20 protein-coding genes are annotated in these 22,149 nt (G+C 73.4%); 11 read left to right on the top strand and 9 right to left on the bottom strand.

All coding sequences use genetic code 11. The features are described 5' to 3' along the window. Positions 1–849 (bottom strand): class I SAM-dependent methyltransferase, encoded by an 849-nt coding sequence (locus tag IE248_RS17025; RefSeq protein ID WP_100583420.1) that lies wholly within the window; start codon positions 847–849, stop codon positions 1–3. A gap of 370 nt (positions 850–1,219) precedes the next feature. Here IE248_RS17025 and rpsA point away from each other — a divergent pair, with 370 nt between their 5' ends. The 4 genes from rpsA to IE248_RS17005 all read left to right on the top strand — a co-directional run bounded on the left by rpsA (position 1,220) and on the right by IE248_RS17005 (position 5,048). Further along, the gene (rpsA, locus tag IE248_RS17020; protein ID WP_008741109.1) at positions 1,220–2,731 is read left to right on the top strand and encodes a 30S ribosomal protein S1; all 1,512 of its coding nucleotides are present in this window, start codon (positions 1,220–1,222) and stop codon (positions 2,729–2,731) included. A 237-nt stretch (positions 2,732–2,968) separates the two neighbouring features. Beyond that, complete coding sequence (locus tag IE248_RS17015) at positions 2,969–3,907, top strand: PAC2 family protein (RefSeq protein ID WP_008741108.1); 939 nt, start codon at positions 2,969–2,971, stop codon at positions 3,905–3,907. A gap of 58 nt (positions 3,908–3,965) precedes the next feature. Then, on the top strand, positions 3,966–4,580 hold the full coding sequence (gene coaE / locus IE248_RS17010; protein ID WP_100583419.1) for a dephospho-CoA kinase: 615 nt from the start codon (positions 3,966–3,968) through the stop codon (positions 4,578–4,580). 135 nt (positions 4,581–4,715) lie between these two features. Continuing rightward, the gene (locus IE248_RS17005; RefSeq protein WP_037792926.1) at positions 4,716–5,048 is read left to right on the top strand and encodes a tetratricopeptide repeat protein; all 333 of its coding nucleotides are present in this window, start codon (positions 4,716–4,718) and stop codon (positions 5,046–5,048) included. A gap of 128 nt (positions 5,049–5,176) precedes the next feature. Here the strand turns inward: IE248_RS17005 and IE248_RS17000 are convergent, their stop codons facing one another. Next, positions 5,177–5,464, bottom strand: coding sequence for a DUF6343 family protein (locus IE248_RS17000; RefSeq protein ID WP_100583418.1), 288 nt, complete (start codon positions 5,462–5,464; stop codon positions 5,177–5,179). A gap of 131 nt (positions 5,465–5,595) precedes the next feature. Here IE248_RS17000 and IE248_RS16995 point away from each other — a divergent pair, with 131 nt between their 5' ends. The 3 genes from IE248_RS16995 (at position 5,596) to IE248_RS38405 (ending at position 10,513) form a co-directional block, all read left to right on the top strand. After that, entirely contained in the window at positions 5,596–8,406 is a 2,811-nt protein-coding gene (locus tag IE248_RS16995) for an SCO1167/SCO6262 family helicase (RefSeq protein WP_190031090.1), read from the top strand. Next, positions 8,403–9,611: an SWIM zinc finger family protein gene (locus tag IE248_RS16990; protein WP_100583416.1), complete on the top strand. Its 1,209-nt coding sequence runs from the start codon at positions 8,403–8,405 to the stop codon at positions 9,609–9,611. Before IE248_RS16995 ends, IE248_RS16990 begins: the two co-directional genes overlap by 4 nt. 173 nt (positions 9,612–9,784) lie before the next feature. Further along, positions 9,785–10,513, top strand: coding sequence for a chaplin (locus IE248_RS38405; RefSeq protein WP_308438153.1), 729 nt, complete (start codon positions 9,785–9,787; stop codon positions 10,511–10,513). Here IE248_RS38405 and IE248_RS16980 read toward each other — a convergent pair. Then, a complete protein-coding gene (locus tag IE248_RS16980) occupies positions 10,510–11,199 on the bottom strand; it encodes a DUF2293 domain-containing protein (protein WP_047960537.1) in 690 nt (229 codons plus the stop codon). The genes IE248_RS38405 and IE248_RS16980 overlap by 4 nt on opposite strands. 140 nt (positions 11,200–11,339) lie before the next feature. Between IE248_RS16980 and IE248_RS16975 the strand changes: the two genes are divergently transcribed. Then, the gene (locus IE248_RS16975; RefSeq protein ID WP_100583440.1) at positions 11,340–11,711 is read left to right on the top strand and encodes a cupin domain-containing protein; all 372 of its coding nucleotides are present in this window, start codon (positions 11,340–11,342) and stop codon (positions 11,709–11,711) included. Positions 11,712–11,766: 55 nt separating this feature from the next. Here IE248_RS16975 and IE248_RS16970 read toward each other — a convergent pair whose 3' ends face one another. Next, positions 11,767–13,212 carry a WGR domain-containing protein gene (locus IE248_RS16970; RefSeq protein WP_190031089.1) on the bottom strand — a complete coding sequence of 482 codons (1,446 nt, stop codon included), beginning with the start codon at positions 13,210–13,212 and terminating at the stop codon, positions 11,767–11,769. A gap of 92 nt (positions 13,213–13,304) precedes the next feature. Here IE248_RS16970 and IE248_RS16965 point away from each other — a divergent pair, with 92 nt between their 5' ends. Continuing rightward, complete coding sequence (locus IE248_RS16965; RefSeq protein ID WP_037797398.1) at positions 13,305–13,949, top strand: nucleoside/nucleotide kinase family protein; 645 nt, start codon at positions 13,305–13,307, stop codon at positions 13,947–13,949. A 41-nt stretch (positions 13,950–13,990) separates the two neighbouring features. Here the strand turns inward: IE248_RS16965 and IE248_RS16960 are convergent, their stop codons facing one another. Next, positions 13,991–14,914 (bottom strand): carbohydrate kinase family protein, encoded by a 924-nt coding sequence (locus tag IE248_RS16960; protein ID WP_229895362.1) that lies wholly within the window; start codon positions 14,912–14,914, stop codon positions 13,991–13,993. Then, positions 14,911–15,855, bottom strand: coding sequence for a pseudouridine-5'-phosphate glycosidase (locus tag IE248_RS16955; protein WP_190031088.1), 945 nt, complete (start codon positions 15,853–15,855; stop codon positions 14,911–14,913). The genes IE248_RS16960 and IE248_RS16955 overlap by 4 nt, the downstream gene beginning before the upstream one ends. A 353-nt stretch (positions 15,856–16,208) precedes the next feature. Here IE248_RS16955 and IE248_RS16950 point away from each other — a divergent pair, with 353 nt between their 5' ends. After that, complete coding sequence (locus tag IE248_RS16950) at positions 16,209–16,589, top strand: cupin domain-containing protein (RefSeq protein WP_008741095.1); 381 nt, start codon at positions 16,209–16,211, stop codon at positions 16,587–16,589. Here the strand turns inward: IE248_RS16950 and IE248_RS16945 are convergent. The 3 genes from IE248_RS16945 to IE248_RS16935 form a co-directional block, all read right to left on the bottom strand. Further along, complete coding sequence (locus IE248_RS16945; protein WP_073798901.1) at positions 16,579–17,883, bottom strand: MFS transporter; 1,305 nt, start codon at positions 17,881–17,883, stop codon at positions 16,579–16,581. The genes IE248_RS16950 and IE248_RS16945 overlap by 11 nt on opposite strands. A 233-nt stretch (positions 17,884–18,116) precedes the next feature. Then, entirely contained in the window at positions 18,117–18,680 is a 564-nt protein-coding gene (locus IE248_RS16940) for a methylated-DNA--[protein]-cysteine S-methyltransferase (protein WP_190031087.1), read from the bottom strand. 51 nt (positions 18,681–18,731) lie between these two features. Next, positions 18,732–19,652 carry a glycerophosphodiester phosphodiesterase gene (locus tag IE248_RS16935; RefSeq protein WP_073798899.1) on the bottom strand — a complete coding sequence of 307 codons (921 nt, stop codon included), beginning with the start codon at positions 19,650–19,652 and terminating at the stop codon, positions 18,732–18,734. 280 nt (positions 19,653–19,932) lie between these two features. Between IE248_RS16935 and uvrB the strand changes: the two genes are divergently transcribed. Further along, on the top strand, positions 19,933–22,068 hold the full coding sequence (uvrB, locus tag IE248_RS16930; RefSeq protein ID WP_008741090.1) for an excinuclease ABC subunit UvrB: 2,136 nt from the start codon (positions 19,933–19,935) through the stop codon (positions 22,066–22,068). Positions 22,069–22,149: the final 81 nt, after the last annotated feature.

The following is a 22,149-nucleotide window of genomic DNA, read 5'->3' as shown; positions in this document are numbered from 1 at the left end:
TCAGTCCCTCTCGCAGACGAAGACCGCGGTGCCGGGGATCAGGTTGCCGCGCAGCGGGGACCAGCCGCCCCACTCCTGGGTGTTCCAGGCGGGCCACTCCGGCTCGACCAGGTCCACCAGGCGGAAGCCGCCCGCGACCACGTCGCGGACCCGGTCGCCGAGGGTGCGGTGGTGCTCCACGTAGACGGCGCGGCCCTGCTCGTCCTGCTCCACGTAAGGGGTCCGGTCGAAGTAGGACGCGGCGACGGACAGCCCCTCGGGGCCGGGCTCGTCGGGGAAGGCCCAGCGGATGGGGTGGGTCACGGAGAAGACCCAGCGGCCGCCGGGGCGCAGGACGCGGCGCACCTCGCGCATCACGTTGACGGGGTCGGCGACGAAGGGGACGGCGCCGTACGCGGAGCAGGCCAGGTCGAAGGAGCCGTCGCGGAAGGGCAGCCGGCCGGCGTCGGCCTCCACCAGGGGGACGTCGTCGCCGATGCGCAGGGCGTGCTGGAGCTGGCGGTGCGAGAGGTCCAGGGCCACCGGGCGGGCTCCCTGGGCGGCCAGCCAGCGCGAGCACTGGGCGGCGCCGGCGCCGATCTCCAGGACGTCCTTGTTCTTCAGGGAGGCGGCGGGGCCCAGCAGCCCGGCCTCCGCCTCGTCCAGGCCCTCCGGCCCCCATACGAAGCGGTCGTCGCCGAGGAAGGCGCCGTGTTCGCTCTGGTACTCGTCGGCGTTGCGGTCCCACCAGCCGCGGCTCGCCCGGCTGCTCTCCGTGTCGTCCGCCTCACGCCGGGTGGCCTCGGCGTCGTCGCCGGCGCCGCCGTCGGCTTCGTACGCTTCTTCGGGGGCGTAGTCCTCTTGGTTCATGGGGCCCGTCGTCGTAGTCTGCGGAAAGAGGTCGGAAAAAACAGGTCCGAAAGTGACCGGGAAGGGCCATCGGCGCCCGCCCGCCCACGAATTGTGCCGGATATGAGGCGATCCGCCCGGGGTGTGCGCCTTCGCGCATTGACCCTGTCCGGCTGCCCCCGTATGCTACAAGTTGCGCTGCGAGCCTGTGCTCCTCAGACCTAGCAGGCTGCGCTTGCATCTGTTGATGTCCCCTCGGTTTTCGAGGCCCCGCCGCTCTTCTCGCGGATCGGGGGCCTCCTTGGCTGTCCGGTCTTCGGTGGATGCCGATAAGGGCTCCCGGCGTAGCAGTACCTACGACTTTCTGTCCGTAACCGGAGCCCTTTCCCACATGACGAGCAGCACCGAGACCACCGCCACCACTCCGCAGGTTGCGGTCAACGACATCGGCGACGCGGACGCGTTCCTCGCGGCGATCGACGAGACGATCAAGTACTTCAACGATGGCGACATCGTCGACGGCGTCATCGTCAAGGTTGACCGGGACGAGGTTCTCCTCGACATCGGTTACAAGACCGAAGGCGTCATCCCCAGCCGCGAGCTCTCGATCAAGCACGACGTCGACCCGAACGAGGTCGTCAAGGTCGGCGACGAGATCGAGGCCCTGGTTCTCCAGAAGGAGGACAAGGAAGGCCGCCTGATCCTCTCGAAGAAGCGCGCTCAGTACGAGCGTGCCTGGGGCACCATCGAGAAGATCAAGGAAGAAGACGGCATCGTCACCGGTACCGTCATCGAGGTCGTCAAGGGTGGTCTCATCCTCGACATCGGCCTCCGCGGCTTCCTGCCGGCCTCGCTCGTCGAGATGCGTCGCGTCCGCGACCTCCAGCCCTACGTGGGCAAGGAGCTCGAGGCGAAGATCATCGAGCTGGACAAGAACCGCAACAACGTGGTCCTGTCCCGCCGCGCCTGGCTCGAGCAGACCCAGTCCGAGGTTCGCCAGACGTTCCTCACCACCCTGCAGAAGGGTCAGGTCCGCTCCGGCGTCGTGTCCTCGATCGTCAACTTCGGTGCCTTCGTGGACCTGGGTGGCGTCGACGGTCTCGTGCACGTCTCCGAGCTGTCCTGGAAGCACATCGACCACCCGTCCGAGGTTGTCGAGGTCGGCCAGGAAGTCACCGTCGAGGTCCTCGACGTGGACATGGACCGCGAGCGCGTCTCCCTGTCGCTGAAGGCGACGCAGGAAGACCCGTGGCAGCAGTTCGCCCGGACCCACCAGATCGGTCAGGTCGTCCCGGGTAAGGTCACCAAGCTGGTTCCGTTCGGTGCGTTCGTCCGCGTGGACGAGGGCATCGAGGGTCTGGTCCACATCTCCGAGCTGGCCGAGCGCCACGTGGAGATCCCGGAGCAGGTCGTCCAGGTCAACGACGAGATCTTCGTCAAGGTCATCGACATCGACCTTGAGCGTCGCCGGATCTCGCTGTCGCTGAAGCAGGCCAACGAGTCCTTCGGTGCCGACCCGGCGTCGGTCGAGTTCGACCCGACCCTGTACGGCATGGCCGCGTCTTACGACGACCAGGGCAACTACATCTACCCCGAGGGCTTCGACCCCGAGACCAACGACTGGCTCGAGGGCTTCGACTCCCAGCGCGAGACGTGGGAGCGCCAGTACGCCGAGGCGCAGCAGCGCTTCGAGCAGCACCAGGCGCAGGTCATCAAGAGCCGCGAGGCCGACGAGGCCGCCGCTGCCGAGGGCGCTGCCGCCCCGGCCGCCGGTGGCAACGCCGGTGGCGCGGGCATCTCGGGCGGTTCGTACTCCTCGGAGTCGGACGAGACCTCGGGCGCCCTGGCCTCCGACGAGGCCCTGGCCGCGCTCCGCGAGAAGCTGGCCGGCGGCCAGAGCTGATCGCAGCGCGCACCACGCTCCGCGCCTCGGCGCGGGTGTGAGCTGAGCTGAAAGGAAAGGCCCGTCCCCTCAGGGGGGCGGGCCTTTCCGCGTGCCCGGCCGGTGCGCCCGGATCCGCCGCGAGGGGGCGGGGGCCGGGGACTTTCGCCCGCGTTCCTGTGAAAGCCGTCAACTGGGGAATGGCGGCGCCGCCTTGGACGTTCTTCGCAGAGAACGAGGCGAGGAGGAGTGGTGACGGTGCTTGATCCACAGGGTTTGTACGAATGGGACGCCAAGGGCCTGGCGGTGGCCGACCTGGCGCTCGCCCAGGACTCGGCCGGGCTGGTCATGCTCTACCACTTCGAGGGGTACATCGACGCGGGTGAGGCCGGCGAGCAGATCGTCGAGCGCCTCCTCGACACCCTTCCCCACCAGCTGGTGGCCAGCTTCGACGCGGACCGCCTGGTGGACTACCGGGCCCGCCGCCCGCTGCTGACGTTCCAGCGCGACCACTGGTCCGAGTTCGAGGAGCCCCGCCTGGAGGTGCGCCTCGTACAGGACGCCACGGGCGCGCCGTTCCTGCTGCTCTCCGGCCCCGAGCCGGATGTCGAGTGGGAGCGCTTCGCCGTCGCAGTGCGCCAGATCGTCGAGCGCCTCGGCGTCCGGCTCTCGGTCAACTTCCACGGCATCCCGATGGGCGTCCCGCACACGCGGCCCGTCGGCATCACCCCGCACGGCAACCGCACCGACCTGATGCCGGGTCACCGCAGCCCGTTCGACGAGGCGCAGGTGCCGGGCAGCGCGGAGTCGCTCGTCGAGTTCCGCCTCGGGCAGGCCGGGCACGACGTCCTGGGCGTCGCGGCGCACGTCCCGCACTACGTTGCCCGCTCCCCGTACCCGGACGCGGCGCTGACGGCGCTGGAGGCGATCACGGCGGCGACCGGGCTGGTCCTGCCGGCCGTGGCGCACGCCCTGCGCACCGAGGCGCACCGCACGCAGACGGAGATCGACCGCCAGATCCGGGAGGGCGACGAGGAACTCGTCAGCCTGGTCCAGGGGCTGGAGCACCAGTACGACGCGGCGGCCGGGGCCGAGACGCGGGGGAACATGCTCGCCGAGCCCGCCGAGATCCCGTCGGCCGATGAGATCGGGCGCGAGTTCGAGCGGTTCCTCGCGGAGCGCGAGGGCGAGGGCTGAGCCGTCCGTCCGCAGGGGGCTGTACGGGGGCCGGGGCGCGGGGGCTAGGGTGCCGGGCATGCTGAAGATTGGTCTGACGGGCGGAATCGGAGCCGGCAAGAGCGAGGTCTCGCGGCTGCTGGCGGGGTACGGGGCGGTCGTCGTGGACGCCGACCGCATCGCGCGGGAGGTCGTGGAGCCCGGTACGCCGGGGCTCGCGGCCGTCGTCGCGGCGTTCGGGGAATCCGTACTGACCCCGGAAGGGCGGCTGGACCGCCCGAAGCTGGGCTCGCTCGTCTTCGCCGACCCGGCGAAGCTCCAGACCCTGAACTCGATCGTGCACCCGCTGGTCGGGGCGCGCTCCGCCGAGCTGGAGGCGGCCGCGGGCGCCGATGCGATCGTGGTGCACGACGTACCGCTGCTCGCGGAGAACGGGCTGGCGCCGCTGTACGACCTGGTGGTCGTGGTGGACGCCGCGCCCGGGACGCAGCTGGCCCGGCTGACCGCGCTGCGCGGGATGGCCGAGGAGGAGGCGCGGGCCCGGATGGCCGTGCAGGCGACGCGGGAGCAGCGGCTGGCGGTGGCCACGCTCGTGATCGACAACGACGGGCCGCTGGAGGCGCTGGAGCCGCAGGTGCGCAAGGTGTGGGAGGAACTCGCGGCGCGGGCCGCGGCATCGGCGTCAGGAGCCTGAGGCCGGTGTGGAGCGGGGCGTGGAACGCTCCGCGGAGGGAAGGATCCGATCGTGTCCGAGACCAATCCGCCGTCGCGTCCGCCGCGTCCCTCGCAGCCGTCCTCCTCGGGGGCCGGCAGCCCGGAGACGCATGTCATCGACTACCGGGCCGCCGAGCAACTGCTCGCCGCCCGTGATCCGCGCGGCGCCGTCAAGCTCCTCGATTCGGTCATAGCCGCGCACCCGGAGAACACGGCGGCCCGGCTGCTGCGCGCCAGGGCCTTCTTCGCCGCCGCTCAACTCCGTCCGGCGACGCTGGAGTTCGAGCTGGTGCTGGAGCGGGAGCCGGACAACGCGTTCGCGCACTTCGCGCTGGCCCGGACCCATGAGCGCTCCGGGCGGCCCGAGCAGGCGCGCAAGCACTTCCGGCTCGCCGCCGCCCTGGATCCGCAGCCCGACTATCTGGCGGCGGCGCGCTTCGAGGAGTGAGCCGCCGGGCGTCTGGGACCGGCGGCCGGGGCGGGGCGGGGCGGGGCGGGGCGGGGCGGGGCGTCGGGCGTCGGGGTGAGTTGGCGGGCGTCGGGGCGGGCCGCCGGGGGCGCGGCGGCGTGGCCGGGTCAGCGGCGGCTCGGCGGTTCGTACGGGGGGATGTCCGGGCCCGGCTGGTAGTGCGGGCCCTGGTGGATGTGGTGGATCACCACGGCCAGGTCGACCGCTGCCAGCAGCACGACGACCGCGCAGGCGGCCGCCCACCCCGGACGGCCGGCCAGCGAGAACAGGACGGTCCCGGCGGCGGCCCAGATCAGCCCCCACAGGCTCAGCCAGAACCGCAGCCGCAACGGACTGCGGGCGGTCACCGGCTCGTTTCCGGAACGCATGGCCATCGCCTCGCTCTCCCCGTCCATGGTCCCACCGGTGGCGCGCCGAGGGCCCGCGCAGCCCTGGGTGGGGCTGCGTACGGGCTGGTCAGAGGGGTTGTCAGTGGCTCCGCCTAGACTCGTCGAAGGAGTGGAAGACCGACCCGGAGGGAGCCCGCGTGACCCCGCAGACCGCACTGCTGCGGCATGCCGCCGTGTTCCTCCCCGCCCCCGTTCCCCGCGAGGGCCGGATCGTTTTCTGGGCGCCCGACGGGGACCCCCTTCCCGGGGAGACGACCCCGCTGACGCTCGTCCGGCCGCAGGGCCCCACCGCCGCGCCCCGCACCCGCACCGTCCCCGGCCTCGTTCTGTCCGTCGCCGCCGCCCTGCCGCTCCTGGCGCGGGCCCCGCGCAGCGCCGGCGCGCATCCGGCCACCCGCGCCTGGGGCACCGCCGCAGTCCAGGCGCTCACCCTGGTCGCGCGCGGCCGGCTGCTCCCCGGGGTCACCCCCGACGGCATCGACGCCTGGCGCGCCGGCCCGCTCGACGCGGCGGATGTCGGGCACCTGCGGGCGATCGCCGCCGCCCTGCCCCACGAGGCGTACGCCACGCCGCTGGCCGGGGCCCGGCCGCTCCGGTTGCCGGAACCGGAGGCCCTGGTGCGGGCCTTCCTCGATGCCGTCGCGGACAGCCTGCCCCGGACCCCGGCCGCGCCCGCCGCCGTCGGGCGGCCGTTCGCCGCGCGGGAGCCGCAGCGGGTGCCGGGGATACAGGGCTGGGCGGCGCAGGTCGCGGCCGGCGCCGACACCGGGGTCGGGATCTCGCTCCGGCTGGACCTGTCCTCCTTCCGCCTCTTCGATGAGGCGGAGCCCGAGGACACCCGCCGCGCGGGCGCCGCCGTCGTCCAGGTCCACAGCCTCGCCGACCCCACCCTCGTCACCGACGCCGGGCTGCTGTGGGCGGGGGCGGCGGCCGCCGGGTTCGGCCCCCGCGCCCGGATCGATGCGGTGCTCGCGCTGCGCCGGGCCGCCCGGATCTGGCCGCCGCTGCTGCGGCTGCTGGACCAGCCCGTCCCCGATGCGCTGGCCCTGTCCGACCCCGAGCTCGAAGACCTGCTGGGCGCCGTCGCGCCCCGGCTGGCCGCCGCCGGGGTCGTGGTCCACTGGCCGCGCGAGCTGGCCCGTACGCTGTCGGCGAGCGCCGTCGTGCGGTCGATGGCGCCCGGTTCCGCCACCGATGGCACCGCGTTCTTCGACGCCCAGCACCTGTTCGCTTTCTCCTGGGAGCTCGCGCTCGGCGGCGACCGGCTCACCCCGGGCGAGATGGACGCGCTTGCGCAGGCGCACCGGCCCGTGGTGCGGCTGCGCGACCAGTGGGTGCGGGTCGATCCGGAGCTGGTGCGCAAGGCCCGCAAGCGGGAGCTGGGCCTCCTGGATCCGGTGGACGCGCTGGCCACCGTACTGTCGGGCACGGCCGAGGTGGACGGGGAGCCGGTCGAAGCGGTTCCGGTGGGCGCGCTGGCGGCCCTGCGGGAGCGGCTGACCGGGGAGCTGGCCCCGCTGCCGCAGCCGGCCGCGCTGAAGGCGACCCTGCGCGACTACCAGGCGCGCGGTCTGGCCTGGCTGGATCTGATGACCTCGCTCGGCCTCGGCGGCTGCCTCGCCGATGACATGGGCCTGGGCAAGACGGTCACGCTGATCGCGCTGCACCTGCACCGGGACAGACCCGAGCCGACGCTGGTGGTGTGCCCGGCGTCGCTGCTGGGCAACTGGCAGCGGGAGATCGAGAGGTTCGCGCCGGGCACCCCGGTGCGCCGTTTCCACGGCGCCGGCCGCAGCCTCGACGGGCTGGCCGGCGGGTTCGTCCTCACCACGTACGGGACGATGCGCGCGGGCGCCGCCCGGCTGGCCGAACAGGGCTGGGGCATGGTCGTCGCCGATGAGGCGCAGCACGTCAAGAACCCGCTGTCGGCGACGGCGAAGGCGCTGCGGACGATCCCGGCCCCCGCGCGAGTGGCGCTGACCGGCACCCCGGTGGAGAACAACCTCTCCGAGCTGTGGGCGCTGCTCGACTGGACGACGCCGGGCCTGCTGGGCCCGCTCACGGCGTTCCGGGCGCGGCACGCCCGTCCGGTGGAGCACCAGCAGGAGGAGGACGGCGGCAACGAGGCGGCCGTCGCCCGGCTCGCCGCGCTGGTACGGCCGTTCCTGCTGCGCCGCAAGAAGTCCGATCCCGGGATCGCGCCCGAGCTCCCGCCGAAGACGGAGACGGACCATCCGGTGTCGCTGACGCGCGAGCAGGTCTCGCTGTACCAGGCCGCCGTGGATGAGGCGATGTCCGTGATCGAGGCGAGCGAGGGCATGGAGCGGCGCGGCATGATCATGAAGCTGCTGGCCTCGCTGAAGCAGATCTGCAATCACCCGGCGCAGTACCTGAAGGAGGAGCAGCCCCGGATCGCGCACCGCTCGGGCAAGCTGGCGCTGCTGGACGAACTCCTCGACACGATCCTCGCGGAGGGCGGTTCGGTGCTGGTCTTCACCCAGTACGTGACGATGGCCCGGCTCATCGAGCGGCACCTCGCCGCGCGCGGGATCGCCAACCAGCTGCTGCACGGAGGGACGCCGGTGCCGCGCCGCGAGGAGCTGGTGGACCGGTTCCAGGCGGGCGAGGTGCCGGTGTTCCTGCTGTCGCTGAAGGCCGCCGGGACCGGGCTGAACCTGACCCGGGCGGGGCATGTCATCCACTTCGACCGCTGGTGGAACCCGGCCGTGGAGGAGCAGGCCACCGACCGCGCGTACCGGATCGGGCAGACCCAGCCGGTACAGGTCCACCGGATCATCGCGGAGGGCACGGTCGAGGACCGGATCGCGGAGATGCTGGAGGCGAAGCGCGCCCTGGCGGATGCCGTCCTGGGCTCCGGCGAGTCGGCGCTGACCGAGCTGACCGACCGCGAGCTGGCCGACCTGGTCTCGCTGCGGAGACCGGCGTGATCACCGCGCGGGACGACCGCCGCCGCACCTTCGAGACCGTGCCCCCCGGGGTGGAGGCCACGACCTGGTGGGGCCGGGCCTGGGTGGCGGCCCTGGAGGAGCGCGCCCGGGACGCGGCCCGGCTGGTGCGCGGTCGCGCGTACGCGGCGGAGGGCCATGTCGAGGCGGTCACGATCACCCCGGGCCGGATCGTCGCGTACGTCCGGGGCGGCAGGCCGCGCCCGTACCGTACCGAGCTGGCGCTGACCGCCTTCGCGGACGCCGAGTGGGCGGAGCTCCTGGAGGCGGTGGCGGCCGATCCGGCGGCGCTCGCCGCGCTGCTGGAGCGGGAGGTTCCGCAGGCGCTGGCGGGATCGGTCCTGCCCGGCGCGGGCGAGCTCGTCCCGCGCTGCTCCTGTCCGGATGTCGCGCGCCCGCCCTGCAAGCATGCGGCGGCCCTCTGTTACCGGGCGGCCCGGCTGCTCGACGAGGACCCGTTCGTGCTGCTGCTCCTGCGCGGCCGGGGCGAGCGGGAGCTGCTCGATGAGCTGACCCGCCGCAATGCCGCCCACGCCGCGCGCGAACAGCCCGAGGCCGAACCGGACTTCCCCGGGGTTCCGGCGCGCGAGGCGCTGGCGCGCACCGTGCTGCCGCCGCTGCCGGCTCCGCTCGCGGCGCCCGCCGCCGTGGGGCTGCCGCCCGCCTACCCGGCTGATCCGGCCGCCCCGGACCCCCTGTCCCTGGACCAGCTCGCCACGGATGCCGCCGCCCGGGCCCTCGCCCTGCTCACCACCGGCGAGGACCCCATCGCGGGCCTCACGCTCTGGCAGGACGCCGTCCGGCTGGCGTCCGCGCATCCCACGGCCGGGCTCACCGGCTCGGCCCGCGCCCTGTACCGGGACCTGGCCCGCGCCACCGGCCGTACGACCACGGACCTGGCCCGGGGCGCCGCGGCCTGGCGCCAGGGCGGCCTGCCCGCGCTCCTCGCCCTCGACGAGCCCTGGGATCCCCCGGCGGGCCCCTTCGACCGCGCCCGCCCGGCGCTGCTCGCCGCCGGACAGGGCTCGTTCCGACCCGACCGCAACCGGCTCACCGCCCTGAACCGCCAACTCCGCCTGAGCCGCGAGGGCCTCTGGTACGCCTACGAGGACCGCCTCGGCGACAACGACTGGTGGCCCACCGGCACCGCCTCCCCGGACCCGGTCACGGCCCTCGTGCGGCGCTGACCCGAGGACCGGCCCGACCGCCGTTGAGCCGAAGGCTCCCCGACACGATGGAGTGAAATGCCTATCCGCCGTATAACCCGAACGGGTTCAACGGCGTTGTGTCCGGTGCGGGCGTTGTGCTCGTGAACTCTCCGGAAGGCAGGAAGCTGATGCGTCACAGTCGTCGGAATGGCTTGATCGCGGCGGTGGTCGCGGGTGGCGGACTGGCCGTCGCCGGGGTGGGTGGCTTCGCCTACGCCGATGCGGACGCGAACGGGGCGGCCCAGGGGTCGCCGGGCGTGGCGTCGGGGAACCTGGTGCAGTTGCCGGTGCACCTGCCGGTGAACGTGTGCGGGAACACGGTGAGCGTCGTCGGGCTGCTCAACCCGGCGGCCGGGAACCGCTGCGCCAACGCGGGGTCGCCGGGGCGCGGGACCTCCGCGTCGGGGACCGGGTCCTCCGGGACCGGGACCGGGTCCGGAGCCTCGCACACGTCCGAACAAGCGTCCGGGACTAGTGGCGGGGCGAGCGCCCATGGGAGCGGAAAGGATTCTCCGGGTGTGCTGTCGGGCAACGGGATCCAGCTTCCCGTCGACCTCCCGCTGAACGTCAGCGGCAACGGGGTCAGCGTCGTCGGGATCGGCAACCCCACGTTCGGCAACACCTCCGTCAACGGGGAGCAGCCCAGCGGCGGCAAGCCCGTCCAGCCGCCCACCGTCACGAAGCCCGTCACCCCGGCGAAGCCCGTGGTGGTCACCCCCGTCACTCCGGTCACCCCGGCCCAGCCGGCCACGCCCGAGCCGCCCCGGCACACCGCGGCCCTCGCCCACACCGGGGCCGACGCCGTCGGCTACGCGGTGCCCGCGGGTGGTGCGCTGCTGCTCGGCGGAGTGCTGCTCTACCGCCGGTTCCGGGTCAGCTAGGCCCGCCCCGGGCCCGTCTCGGGCTCGGCCGCGGCGGTGCCCGTACGCCATCCGCCGAGGATCGCGTCGATGCGCGGCGCCAGCCGGGTCCGGGCCGCGAAGCGGGGGATGCCCGCCATCAGCAGGGCGTCGTACTCCGTGTCCAGGTGGCGTACCGCGGCCCGGACCGCCATCGACACCGCCTGCTCGTCGAGGGCCCGGCCGGCCGCGGTACGCCCCACCCGACCGCTCCCTCGCAGTGAGGCGTGCGCCGCGATCGCCTGGGCGCGGCCGGCCGGGCAGCCGGGGAACAGCCGCCGTATCTCGGCGGCGAACGCGGCCGTGAACCGGGTGTCCTCGGCGGCGCGGCGCAGCCGGTCGCGTTCCCGGCGGCGGGCCCGCGCCTCGGCGTCCGCGAGGCAGGCGCGCTCGGCGCGGGCCAGGGCGGCGTCCTCGACGAGCAGGCCCCGGCGTTCGTAGCGGCGGCGGCGCTTGTGGAGGCGGACCACGACCGCCGAGAGCGAACTGGCCTCCCGCGCCCGACGGGTGAGCGCCGCGTCGCCGCGCGGCAGGTAGACCAGGTGGCCCAGGTCGGCGCAGTCCAGGCAGCGGGGCACGCCGGCCTCGCGGACCACGTGCCGGATCGGGCCCCGCCGGCACTCCGCGCAGTGGATGTGTTTCACCGACTCGAACACGACGAGACTCATGCCGGAGTGATACCGCCTCCCGGCCCCCATATCACCTTGTGAAAGTGGGATGTTGGGGTTTCATCGATCCTCACTGGATTAGAGGATGTCCTCCTACGGTGTTCGAGGGACTGCGGCCGGAGGCCGCGGAGGGGGAGCACATGAGTGGACGGCAGGCAACGGCGCGGCGCCCCGGAGCGGTGGGCCATGCCGGACTCGAAGGCCGCGAGATCGTCATAGCCCCCGGGGGCTGCACCGGCTGGCACTACCACCGGGTACAGCTGATCGCGGTGGTCAGGTCCGGGACGCTGACCCGGATCCTGCACGACGAATCGGTCGAGGTGCACCGGGCGGGGACCAGCTTCATAGAGCCCCCGGGCGCCCGGCACATCCACCTCGGACGCAACCTCGGCAGCGAACCCGTCGTCCTGTACGTGACCTGCGAGGAGCTTCCCGAGGGCGCCGCCTTCTCCATACCCGCCCAGGGCCCGCCCGGGGCCACGACCTGCGCCTGCTCCGGACCCGCCCTGTGAAGCGGACGCCCGCGACCGGTCCCGCGACCGGTCCAGCGAACGGCGGACCGCCGCGTCACACCAGCCGGCGTATCTCCCCGCGCACCCGGTAGAAGCCGCCCGAGGACGCGTGCAGCCCGTCGACCACGTACCGGGCCCCGGCCTCCCGTATCCCGCGCGGGAACTGCACGTTCCACGAGGGCTCGAACCCCGTGGACACGACCTGGACGCGCATCCGGCCGCCCTGCTGGACGCACTCCACGACCACGGCGCCCGCCGGAGCCGCCGCCACCGACACCGTCGCCACCGCCGCGGCCGAAGCGGCCGGGGTGAACACCGGAAGGGCCGCCGCCGACTTCACGTCCACCGCCACCGGCACCGAACCCCGCTGGGCCGCGGTGATCGCCGCCTCGCTCGCGTCCACGCACACCAGCGAGCCGTCCGTGGTGACCAGGTACAGCCGCTCGTCCAGGTACTGCATCGACAGCGCGGAGCCGCCGCCGGTGCCCAGCTTCCACAGCCGCCGCCCGTCGGCGTCGAAGCAGTACACCGAGGACGACGAGTCGCCGGCGAAGACGTACCGCCCGTCGGGCGAGGTCGCGCACGAGTACACCGCCGCGTCACACCCGTACGTGGCCTCGACCGCCCCCGTCGCCTTCGCCAGCCGCTGTACGACCTTGCGGCCCGTGCCCGCGTACACCGCGTGCTCCTCCTGCCAGCCGAACAGCACCGAGCCGCCCGTCGCCGTGTGCCACAGCTCCCCGCTGCCGTCCGAGGCGTAGGCCGTGACACCCGCGCTGTGCCCGTGGTAGACCGCGCCCTCGTCGGCGCGGACCATCCAGGCGCCGCTGCCCGCGGACTTGCGGGACCACTGGAACTCGTCCTCGTGGTCGATGACCGTGAGGCCGCCGGCCGCATCCGACACGTTCAGCACGCCCTCGTGGATGTCGAGCCAGTAGATGTCCACATCCGCCGCGATGTCGTACGCGCCGAACGGCACCTTCGACGACAGGTCGTACACCGTGCCGTCATCACAGCCCGCGTAGATCCAGAAATCGTCCGCGACCAGGCACTTCACCCCGTCCGGCAGGGAGTAGCGGGCCAGCACCTCGCCGCCGTGGCTCAGCGTGTAGACATCGCCCGCCTGGTTGCCGACCCAGCAGCGGTCCTCGTCGACATGGATCCCGAAAGCGGAGGAGCCCGTACGGAACCGCCAGAGCACCGGGGCCACCGAACGCGCCGTCGACGGCGCTGAGGTCACCTGGCGGCGGGTCACCGCCCGCGCGGCGCGCTGCCCGGGCACCGCCGGGGCGTACCCCTTGCGGACCTTCTCGCCGACCTTCTTCGCGGCGGCGGCGCGGGCCTTCTCGGCCGTGGGGAAGGAGGAGTTCTGCAACTGGCCGTCCGCGCCGATGCGGCCGTAGCGCACGGAGACGGCCGTGCCGTCCACGGTCACCTCGTAGAACTTGTGCGCCCCGCCGCCGTCCTGCGACAGCTCCAGATACGTCGTTTCCCGAGCCATGACAGACCCCTCCCCAAAGCCGGGTCACCGGCTCCTGTCGCGCCGGTGATCCCTCGTGGAAAAAGCTAAGGGGCGGCACTGACAATGGGGTCGTGCAGCTGGAAGCGATCACATGGCAGCGGATGGCCGAGCGGCTCGCCGGTCACCTCGACGACCGCGACACCCCCTCCGAACAGGCCGTCCGGCAACGGGTGGGGATCGACGGCGCGCCCGCCGCCGACACCGGCGTGCTCGCCGGGCACCTCGCGGACGCGCTCCGCGAACGCGGCCGCGCGGCGCTGGCGGTCCCGGCCGCCGGCTTCCTGCGGCCGGCGTCGCTGCGCTTCGAGTTCGGCCGCGAGGACGTGGACGCGTACCTCGACGGCTGGTACGACACGGCCGCACTCTGGCGGGAGGTCTTCGGCCCGACCGACCCCGGCGGCAGCGGGCGGGTGCTGCCCGACCTGTGGGACCCGGTGACCGACCGGGCGACCCGCAGCCCGTACGCCGAACTCCCGCCGGACGGCGTGCTGATCGTGCACGGCCCGCTGTTGCTGGGCCACTGGTTCCCCTTCGACCTCGCCGTGCACGTCCGGCTCTCCCCGGGCGCGCTGGCCCGCCGCACCGAGCCCGCCGACCGGTGGACCCTGCCCGCGTTCGCGCGCTACGAGACCGAGACCGCCCCCGCGGACCGGGCGGACGTCCTCGTCAGGGCGGACGACCCCCGCCACCCGGCCTGGACGGGCCTGCCCGGCTGAACCCCGCACCGCGGCCGGGACATTCGCGCAGGCCTCGGCCGCTACGGTCGCCCGCCCAGCCGGGTGACCGCCACGGCGGCCGTCCGGCAGCCCGCCCGGGCGGCCTCCGCCGGGTCCGCCCCCGCGAGGCGGGCCGCGAGGAACCCACCGGTGAACGCGTCCCCCGCACCCGTGGAGTCCACCGCCTCCACCGCCTCCGCGGCGACCTCGGCGACGATCCGCCCCGCCTCGGCCACCAGGGCCCCGGCCGCGCCCCGGGTGACCACCACCAGCGGCACCCGCCGGCTCAGCTCCACCGCCGCCCGGGCGGCTCCGGACCGCCCGGGCAGCCCGGCCAGCAGCCGGGCCTCGTCCTCGTTGGGCAGCAGGACGCGGGCCCCCGCCACGGAGTCGAGGAACCGCCGCGGCCCGAGCGTGAGCAGGAATCCGGCCGAGGCCGGGTCCACGCTCACCGGCACCCCCCGGGCCGTCGCCGCCCGCAGCGCCACCAGGGCCAGCTCCCGGCTGCTGTCGGCGAAGAACAGGTAACCGGACAGGTGCAGATGGGCCGCCCCGTCCAGCAGGGCCGGGGCCCAGTCGTCCGGGGTGAGCCGCAGCGCCGCGCCGCTGTCGGTCAGGAAGGTCCGCTCCGTGTCCTTGCCGACCAGCGCCACCACCGTCCCCGTGGGCTCGGCCGGGTCGATCACCAGCCGCGGCCGCACCCCCGCGTCCACCAGCGCCCGTTCGTGCCACCGGGCCGATTCCTTGCCCACCCGCGCGAGGAGACGTACCTCAGGCGCGCCCGCGCGGGCCGCCCAGCAGGCCGCGTTGGCCCCCGCGCCGCCGGGCAGGGTGCGGATCCGGGCCGCCGTGTCGGTGGCCGGGGCCAGCGGCTCCGGATGCACCGCCACCACGTCGGTCACCACGTCCCCGACGACCAGCAGCGCCCCCGGCCCGCGTGCCGGTGCGGCCCCCGGCCCGGTCACCGCCGGGCCGCCCAGGCCCCCGCGATCCGGGCCCCGAGCCGCACGTTGCCCCGTACCGCCGCCAGATTGGCCTCCAGCGAGGCCCCGCCGGTCGCCCGTACCAGGTGGCCCAGCAGGAACGGGGTCACCGCCTGGCCCGTGATCCCGCGCTCGTGGCACTCGGCGAGGGCCTCGGCGAGCACCCGGTCGTGCAGCTGCGGATCCAACTGCTCCGCCTCCGGGACGGGATTGGCCACCAGGAGCGCCGATTCCGCTCCGCCCAGGGCGTCCTGGGCCGCCATCACCGCCGCCACCTCCTCCGGGCGGTGCACGGTCCAGTCCACCGGCTCACCGGAACTGGCCAGGTAGAACCCGGGGAAACGTTCCGTCCCGAACCCCAGCACCCCCACCCCCAGCGTCTCCAGCCGTTGCAGCGTGGCCGGCACGTCCAGGATCGACTTCACCCCCGCGCACACCACCGTGATCCGCGTCCGCGCCAGCAGCGCCAGATCCGCCGACTCGTCCTGCGTCCGCGCGTACTCGCGGTGTACGCCGCCCAGCCCGCCGGTCGCGAACACCCGCAGCCCCGCCCGCGCGGCGAGGAACGCCGTCGCGGACACCGTCGTCGCCCCGGTGGCTCCCGTCGCGAGCGCGGGCGCCAGATCCCGGTGGCCGAGCTTGCGCACGCCCTCACCGCTCGCGATCCGCTCCAACTGCTCCTTGCCGAGCCCCGCGTACGCCACCCCGTCCACGACCGCGATCGTCGCCGGAACAGCACCTTCCGCCCGGACCAGCGCCTCCAGCTCCATGCCCACCGCCAGATTGCGCGGACGCGGCAGGCCGTGCGCGATGATCGTCGACTCCAGGGCCACGACGGGCCGCTTCCGGGCGAGCGCCTCGCGTACCTCTTCGGAGAGGACGGGGACTTCGGGCAGGGGCGCGGATGCTGTGTGCTGTGGCATGTCCCCATCCATGGCACGGAATTCACGACCCCAAACGCACTCCAGCCTCACCCGTCACAACGTGTCCGAGTAGCTCCGGCACCGGATCACGGGCACCGGCCTCGGCCCCGCCGCCGCGGCCCGCGCCGGCAACGCCCGCCCGGATCTCCGGACCGCCGGGGACCCGCGCACCGCGCTGGCCGAAACCCGCCGGGTGCCGTGCCCCGGCGGCCCCGCCCGCGCAAGAGGGGGCGCGGGGTCGCCCGGCAGAGCGGGTCCGCCGCGACGCTGGACAGGATGACTCGTCCGCCGGGCCGAAGCTGGACGCTCTGGTCACCGCGCCGCGTGGCCCGCCCGGATTAGGCTGGCGCGCCATGAGCACCAGTGATCACTCCGCCCCCGCCCCCGCCTCCTTCGCCGTGTCCGTACCGGACGTCCCGGACGAGGAGCTGGAGACCGAGGAACTCGACCCCGCGCAGATCGTCTCCGGCGCGCCCGTGGTGACCGGCAAGGTGCTCTGGGAGGCCGAGGACGGCTCGCAGGTGCGCGGGATCTGGCAGATCACCCCGGGCGTGGTCACCGACACCGAGGCCAACGAGCTGTTCGTGGTGGTCAGCGGGCGCGCCACCATCGAGGTGGAGGGCGGCGGCACCCTGGAGGTCGGACCCGGTTCCGCCTGCGTGCTCCGCGAGGGCGACAAGACCACCTGGACCGTGCACGAGACGCTCCGCAAGGCCTACCACATCAGCTACTGACCCCTGCCTCCGTCTTCGCGGGCGCGGGGTGGCGGCGCGCGGTGAACAGGGCGAGCGCGGCCATCGGCAGCAGCAGGGCGGCCCCGATGGCGTTCAGCCAGCCGTAGCCGGCCTGGGACATGATCAGGCCGGCGGCCGCGCCGCCCACGCCCGCGGAGGTGTTCATCGTGAGGTCGCTCAGCCCCTGTACGGCGGCCCGCGCGGGCTGCGGCACCGAATCGGTCAGCAGCGCCGATCCGGAGACCATCCCCGCGGACCAGCCCAGCCCGAGCAGGAACAGGCCGAGCGCGCTCTGGCCGTGGCTCGGTCCCGCGGTGCCCGCGAGCAGGGCGGCGACCGACAGCAGCCCGGCGGCCAGGCCGATCACCGACAGCCGGCCGAGCCGGTCCGCGAGCCACCCCATGACGGGGGAGAAGGCGAACATGCCCGCGATGTGACCGCTGATCACCAGGCCGACGAGTTCCAGCCCGGCGCCGTGGTGACCGAGGTCGACCGGGGTCATCACCATGATCGAGACCATGGTGGTGTGTGACACCGCGACGGTGACCAGGGCGAGCCGGGCCCGCGGCGAGGCCTTGACGGCGGCGAGCCCGGCGCGCAGCGAACGGCCCGCCCGGGTCTGTTCCCCGGGCGCGGCCAGCGCGCGGGCCGTCAGGAGCGGGTCCGGCCGCAGGAGTACGGCGATCAGCGTGCCGGTGAGGACGAAGACGGCGCCGGCCCATACGAAGGGGCCCGCCGTCTCGGGTATGGAGGTGCCGGCGAAGCTGCGGCTGGCGGGGGCGGAGAGGTTCGGGCCGAGCACGGCGCCGATGGTGGAGGCCCAGACGACGATCGAGATGGCCCGGGCCCGCCGGTCCGGCGCGGCGAGGTCGGCTGCCGCGAACCGGGCCTGGAGGTTGGCGGAGGAGGCGGCTCCGAAGCACGCCATGCCGAGCATCAGCAGCGGGAAGCTCTTGACCGAGGCGGCGAAGACGACCAGGGCGGCGCCCGCCGCGCCGATCGCGTAGGCCACGACGAGGCCGGGCCGGCGCCCCCGCGCGGTCATCAGCGCGGCGAGCGGCAGCGAGACCAGCGCGGTGCCGATCACGGCGGCGGTGGAGGCGAAGCCGGACAGCGCCTCGGTGCCGCTGACCTGCGTCGCGAGTACCGGGGCGAGGGCGATGCTGATGGGCACGCCGAGGCCGCCCAGCATCTGGCTGGCGATCAGCACGGCGGAGGTGCGCCGCTGGAGCGCGGGCAGCGCCGCCAGGTCGACGGGCGCAACCGTCCGCTCGGTGCCCTGCGCGGCGCTCACGCCGATCCCCTTCGCGGGACCGAGACCAGGGCCGCGACCGAAGCCGGGGCCGGGAGGGGGGACCGGGGTGGGTGCGGGAGGCGGCTTAGGGGCGCGGTGGGGCCGGGGGCGGCGGGAGTGCTCACCGGCGCAGTGTCGCACCCCGCACGGCGCGGCGGAACCGGGTATCCGCCCCGGACCGAGGCGGATGCGAAACGCCCCGCCGGGCCGGTCGCCGCGCGGGAACGCGCAGGTCAGAACAGGGGTTGCGGAAGGACGCCCTCCAGCGCCAGCAACTGCCTCTTGGTCTCGACCCCGCCGCCGAAGCCCCCGATCCCGCCGTCGTTCTCGACGACCCGGTGGCAGGCGACCACCAGCGGCAGCGGGTTCGACCCCATGGCGTTGCCCACCGCCTGGGCCGCGCCCGGCTGCCCGACGCGGGCGGCCAGCTCCCCGTACCCGACGACGGCGCCGTACGGCACGGAGCGGTCCAGCTCCAGCAGCACCTGGCGGTTGAAGCCGGAGCTGAGCCGCCAGTCGAGGGGGAGGTCGAAGCGCTTCAGCGAACCGGCGAAGTACGAGGTCAGCTGGCGTATGGGCGCGGCCAGCAGCACTTCCTCGCCCGGCGGCGGCCGCCAGGCGTCGGCGCCGAGCCGGGAGACGAGCGAGCCGATCATCCTGTCGACCCGGTCCGGGGCGGCATGGAACTCGACCCGGACCAGACCCTCCGGGGTCGCGGCCAGGAGCAGGTGACCGATGTCGCTGGGGACCACGGTCCATTCGAGGCGCGGCCCGCGGGGCCGCTCGGTGCTGTCCACGCCTCCACGGTACGGCGCCCCACCGACAGCGCCGACCCCTCCGCCCCGGCGTCAGTACCCGCCGATCGCCTTCCTCACGACGTCGGGGGCGTTGGTGATGATCCCGTCCACGCCCATGTCCCGCACCTTCCGCGCGGTCGCCGGGTCGTCGACGATCCAGGTGTCGACCTCCATGGCCTTGCCGTGGGCGCCGAGCAGGTTGTGCACCGCCGCGACGTAGCCCGCCGAGATGGTGGTGTGCCAGGGGTTGATCCGGTCCGTGAAGCGGGCGTACTTCGGGAGGTCCGCCACCGCCGGCGTGCCGAGGAAGGCGGTCACGAGGTCCGGGCGCAGGTCGTGGACGGCCCGTACGGAGTCGGCGCTGAAGCTCTGCACGACCAGGCGCCCCGACACATGGCGCTCGTCGAGCCAGCCGGCCTCGTCGAGCACCTTCAGGGTCTCCCGCTCGATCCCGGGGTAGAGCTCCGGCTTCTTGATCTCCAGCAGCAGTCGCTGCTGGTTGCGCTGCACCCGGGCGAGGTACTGCCGCAGGGTCGGGACGCGGGCGCCCGCGAAGCCCTCGGAGAACCAGCTGCCCGCGTCCAGCCCGGCGATCTCCGCCGCGGTGAAGTCCTTGACCCTCCAGGGCTTCCGGTCCGGGTAGCGCTGCTCGACATCGGTCGTGCGGGCCAGGGTGTCGTCGTGCACGACCACCAGCACGCCGTCCCTGGTGCGCTGGACGTCGTTCTCGACCCAGGCGAAACCGAGCCGCATCGCGAGGTCGATCGCCGCCAGGGTGTTCTCCGGGGCGTACGCCGAAGCCCCCCGGTGGGCGTACACGACGGGGTTCGAGAACCCCGCGGGACCGGGGCGGGGGTCGGCGCGGGGGGCGGGAACAGGGCCGGACGCGGCGCACGAGGCCGTCCCGCCCAGCACGGTGAGGGTGAAACCCAGGAACGCGGCGGCGGCCGCGGCGGCGGGTCGGACGTACATGTGCGTTCTCCTCGGGTCGTGAGCCCTGTTCCCGCCCCAAGCGGGCGCGGAACGGCAGACGTTGCGGCGATGCACTTCAGGGGAGCGTGGTTCCTGCGGGTATCCCATGGCGATCATGGGGTTGAAGATCACCGAGCCGCCACCGAACTACGACAAACGGACCATGCCGCCACGAACCCGACCGTGGGCGCGGCGTTCCGCCGGGACCGCGCGGCCCCGCGGGAAGCCTCATGGGCGGCGGAGGCGCTTGAGTGTCAGTGGGGGGTCGTACGGTTGAGTCATGCGGCCCGTATCGAAGATCGAACGCACGGTGGCGCCTTTCGAGGTCGTCAGCCCCTACCAGCCCAGCGGCGACCAGCCGGCGGCCATCGCCGAGCTGGAGAAGCGCATCCGTGCAGGTGAGAAGGATGTCGTCCTGCTGGGTGCGACCGGCACCGGCAAGTCGGCGACCACTGCGTGGATGATCGAGAAGCTCCAGCGGCCCACGCTGGTGATGGCTCCGAACAAGACCCTCGCCGCCCAGCTGGCGAACGAGTTCCGCGAGCTCCTGCCGAACAACGCCGTCGAGTACTTCGTCTCGTACTACGACTACTACCAGCCCGAGGCCTACGTACCGCAGTCGGACACGTACATCGAGAAGGACTCCTCGATCAACGAGGAGGTGGAGCGGCTGCGCCACTCCGCCACGAACTCGCTGCTCACCCGGCGGGACGTCATCGTCGTCGCCTCCGTGTCCTGCATCTACGGCCTCGGCACCCCGCAGGAGTACGTCGACCGGATGGTCTCCCTCAAGGTGGGCGAGGAGATCGACCGCGACCAGCTGCTGCGCCGCTTCGTCGACATCCAGTACACCCGCAATGACGTGGCCTTCACCCGGGGCACCTTCCGCGTCCGCGGCGACACCATCGAGATCTTCCCGGTCTACGAGGAACTGGCCGTCCGCATCGAGATGTTCGGCGACGAGATCGAGGCCCTCTCCACGCTGCACCCGCTGACCGGCGAGGTCATCAGCGAGGACCGCGAGCTGTACGTCTTCCCCGCGAGCCACTACGTCGCCGGCCCCGAGCGCATGGAGAAGGCGGTCGCCGGCATCGAGGCCGAGCTGACGGAGCGCCTTGCCGAGCTGGAGAAGCAGGGCAAGATGCTGGAGGCGCAGCGGCTGCGCATGCGCACCACGTATGACCTGGAGATGATGCGTCAGATCGGCTCCTGCTCCGGTATCGAGAACTACTCGCTGCACATGGACGACCGTGAGCGGGGCTCCGCGCCCAACACCCTCATCGACTATTTCCCGGAGGACTTCCTCCTAGTCATCGACGAGTCGCACGTCACCGTTCCGCAGATCGGCGCGATGTACGAGGGTGACGCCTCGCGCAAGCGGACCCTGGTCGACCACGGCTTCCGGCTGCCGTCGGCGCTCGACAACCGGCCGCTGAAGTGGGAGGAGTTCCAGGGGCGGATCGGCCAGACGGTCTACCTGTCGGCCACCCCCGGCAAGTACGAGCTCTCGCGCGGCGACGGATTCGTCGAACAGATCATCCGCCCCACCGGGCTCATCGACCCCGAGGTCGTGGTCAAGCCGACCGAGGGTCAGATCGACGACCTGGTGCACGAGATCCGCGCGCGCGTCGAGAAGGACGAGCGGGTCCTGGTCACCACCCTCACCAAGAAGATGGCCGAGGACCTCACGGACTACTTCCTGGAGCTCGGCATCCAGGTCCGCTACCTGCACAGTGACGTGGACACCCTGCGCCGCATCGAGCTGCTGCGCGAGCTGCGGGCCGGCGAATACGACGTACTGGTCGGCATCAACCTGCTGCGCGAGGGCCTCGACCTGCCCGAGGTGTCGCTGGTGGCCATCCTCGACGCGGACAAGGAGGGCTTCCTGCGCTCCGGGACCTCGCTCATCCAGACCATCGGCCGCGCGGCGCGCAACGTCTCCGGCCAGGTCCACATGTACGCGGACAAGATGACCCCCGCGATGGAGAAGGCCATCGAGGAGACGAACCGGCGCCGCGAGAAGCAGGTCGCCTACAACACGGCCAACGGGATCGACCCGCAGCCGCTGCGCAAGAAGATCAACGACATCGTGGCCACCATCGCCCGCGAGGAGGTCGACACCGAGGAGCTGCTCGGCACCGGCTACCGGCAGGGCAAGGAGGCCAAGGCCCCGGTGCCCGCGCTCGGCGGCAGGGCCGCCCAGGCCAAGGGCGGCAAGGGAGCCAAGGGGGCCAAGGCCGCCGAGGCGCTCACCGACCGGCCCGCGCAGGAACTGGCCTCGCTCATCGAGCAGATGACCGAGCGGATGCGGGGCGCCGCGGCCGAGCTCCAGTTCGAGGTGGCCGCCCGGATCCGGGACGAGGTGGGCGAGCTGAAGAAGGAGCTGCGGCAGATGAAGGAAGCGGGCCTCGCCTGACCTGTGGCTGGTCAGTAGGGTTGGCATTCGGCCGCAGGTACACGCTGCGGGTCCACAAGGGCGGGCTTAAGGAGAGGGGAC

Origin of the sequence: Streptomyces goshikiensis (assembly GCF_014650555.1) — a bacterium.
GTDB lineage: Bacteria > Actinomycetota > Actinomycetes > Streptomycetales > Streptomycetaceae > Streptomyces > Streptomyces goshikiensis.
Note: the sequence above shows the minus strand (reverse complement) of the source record. Positions and strands in the feature narration are given on the sequence as shown.

What these genes read in the sequence shown, in the direction of transcription:
- uvrB (WP_008741090.1), top strand. Translation starts at nt 19,933, where the DNA reads ATGCGGCCCGTATCGAAGATCGAACGCACGGTGGCGCCTTTCGAGGTC.
- IE248_RS16975 (WP_100583440.1), top strand. Translation starts at nt 11,340, where the DNA reads ATGAGTGGACGGCAGGCAACGGCGCGGCGCCCCGGAGCGGTGGGCCAT.
- IE248_RS16935 (WP_073798899.1), bottom strand. Translation starts at nt 19,652, where the DNA reads ATGTACGTCCGACCCGCCGCCGCGGCCGCCGCCGCGTTCCTGGGTTTC.
- IE248_RS17000 (WP_100583418.1), bottom strand. Translation starts at nt 5,464, where the DNA reads ATGGACGGGGAGAGCGAGGCGATGGCCATGCGTTCCGGAAACGAGCCG.
- IE248_RS16970 (WP_190031089.1), bottom strand. Translation starts at nt 13,212, where the DNA reads ATGGCTCGGGAAACGACGTATCTGGAGCTGTCGCAGGACGGCGGCGGG.
- IE248_RS17025 (WP_100583420.1), bottom strand. Translation starts at nt 849, where the DNA reads ATGAACCAAGAGGACTACGCCCCCGAAGAAGCGTACGAAGCCGACGGC.
- IE248_RS16955 (WP_190031088.1), bottom strand. Translation starts at nt 15,855, where the DNA reads ATGCCACAGCACACAGCATCCGCGCCCCTGCCCGAAGTCCCCGTCCTC.
- IE248_RS16980 (WP_047960537.1), bottom strand. Translation starts at nt 11,199, where the DNA reads ATGAGTCTCGTCGTGTTCGAGTCGGTGAAACACATCCACTGCGCGGAG.
- IE248_RS16950 (WP_008741095.1), top strand. Translation starts at nt 16,209, where the DNA reads ATGAGCACCAGTGATCACTCCGCCCCCGCCCCCGCCTCCTTCGCCGTG.
- rpsA (WP_008741109.1), top strand. Translation starts at nt 1,220, where the DNA reads ATGACGAGCAGCACCGAGACCACCGCCACCACTCCGCAGGTTGCGGTC.
- coaE (WP_100583419.1), top strand. Translation starts at nt 3,966, where the DNA reads ATGCTGAAGATTGGTCTGACGGGCGGAATCGGAGCCGGCAAGAGCGAG.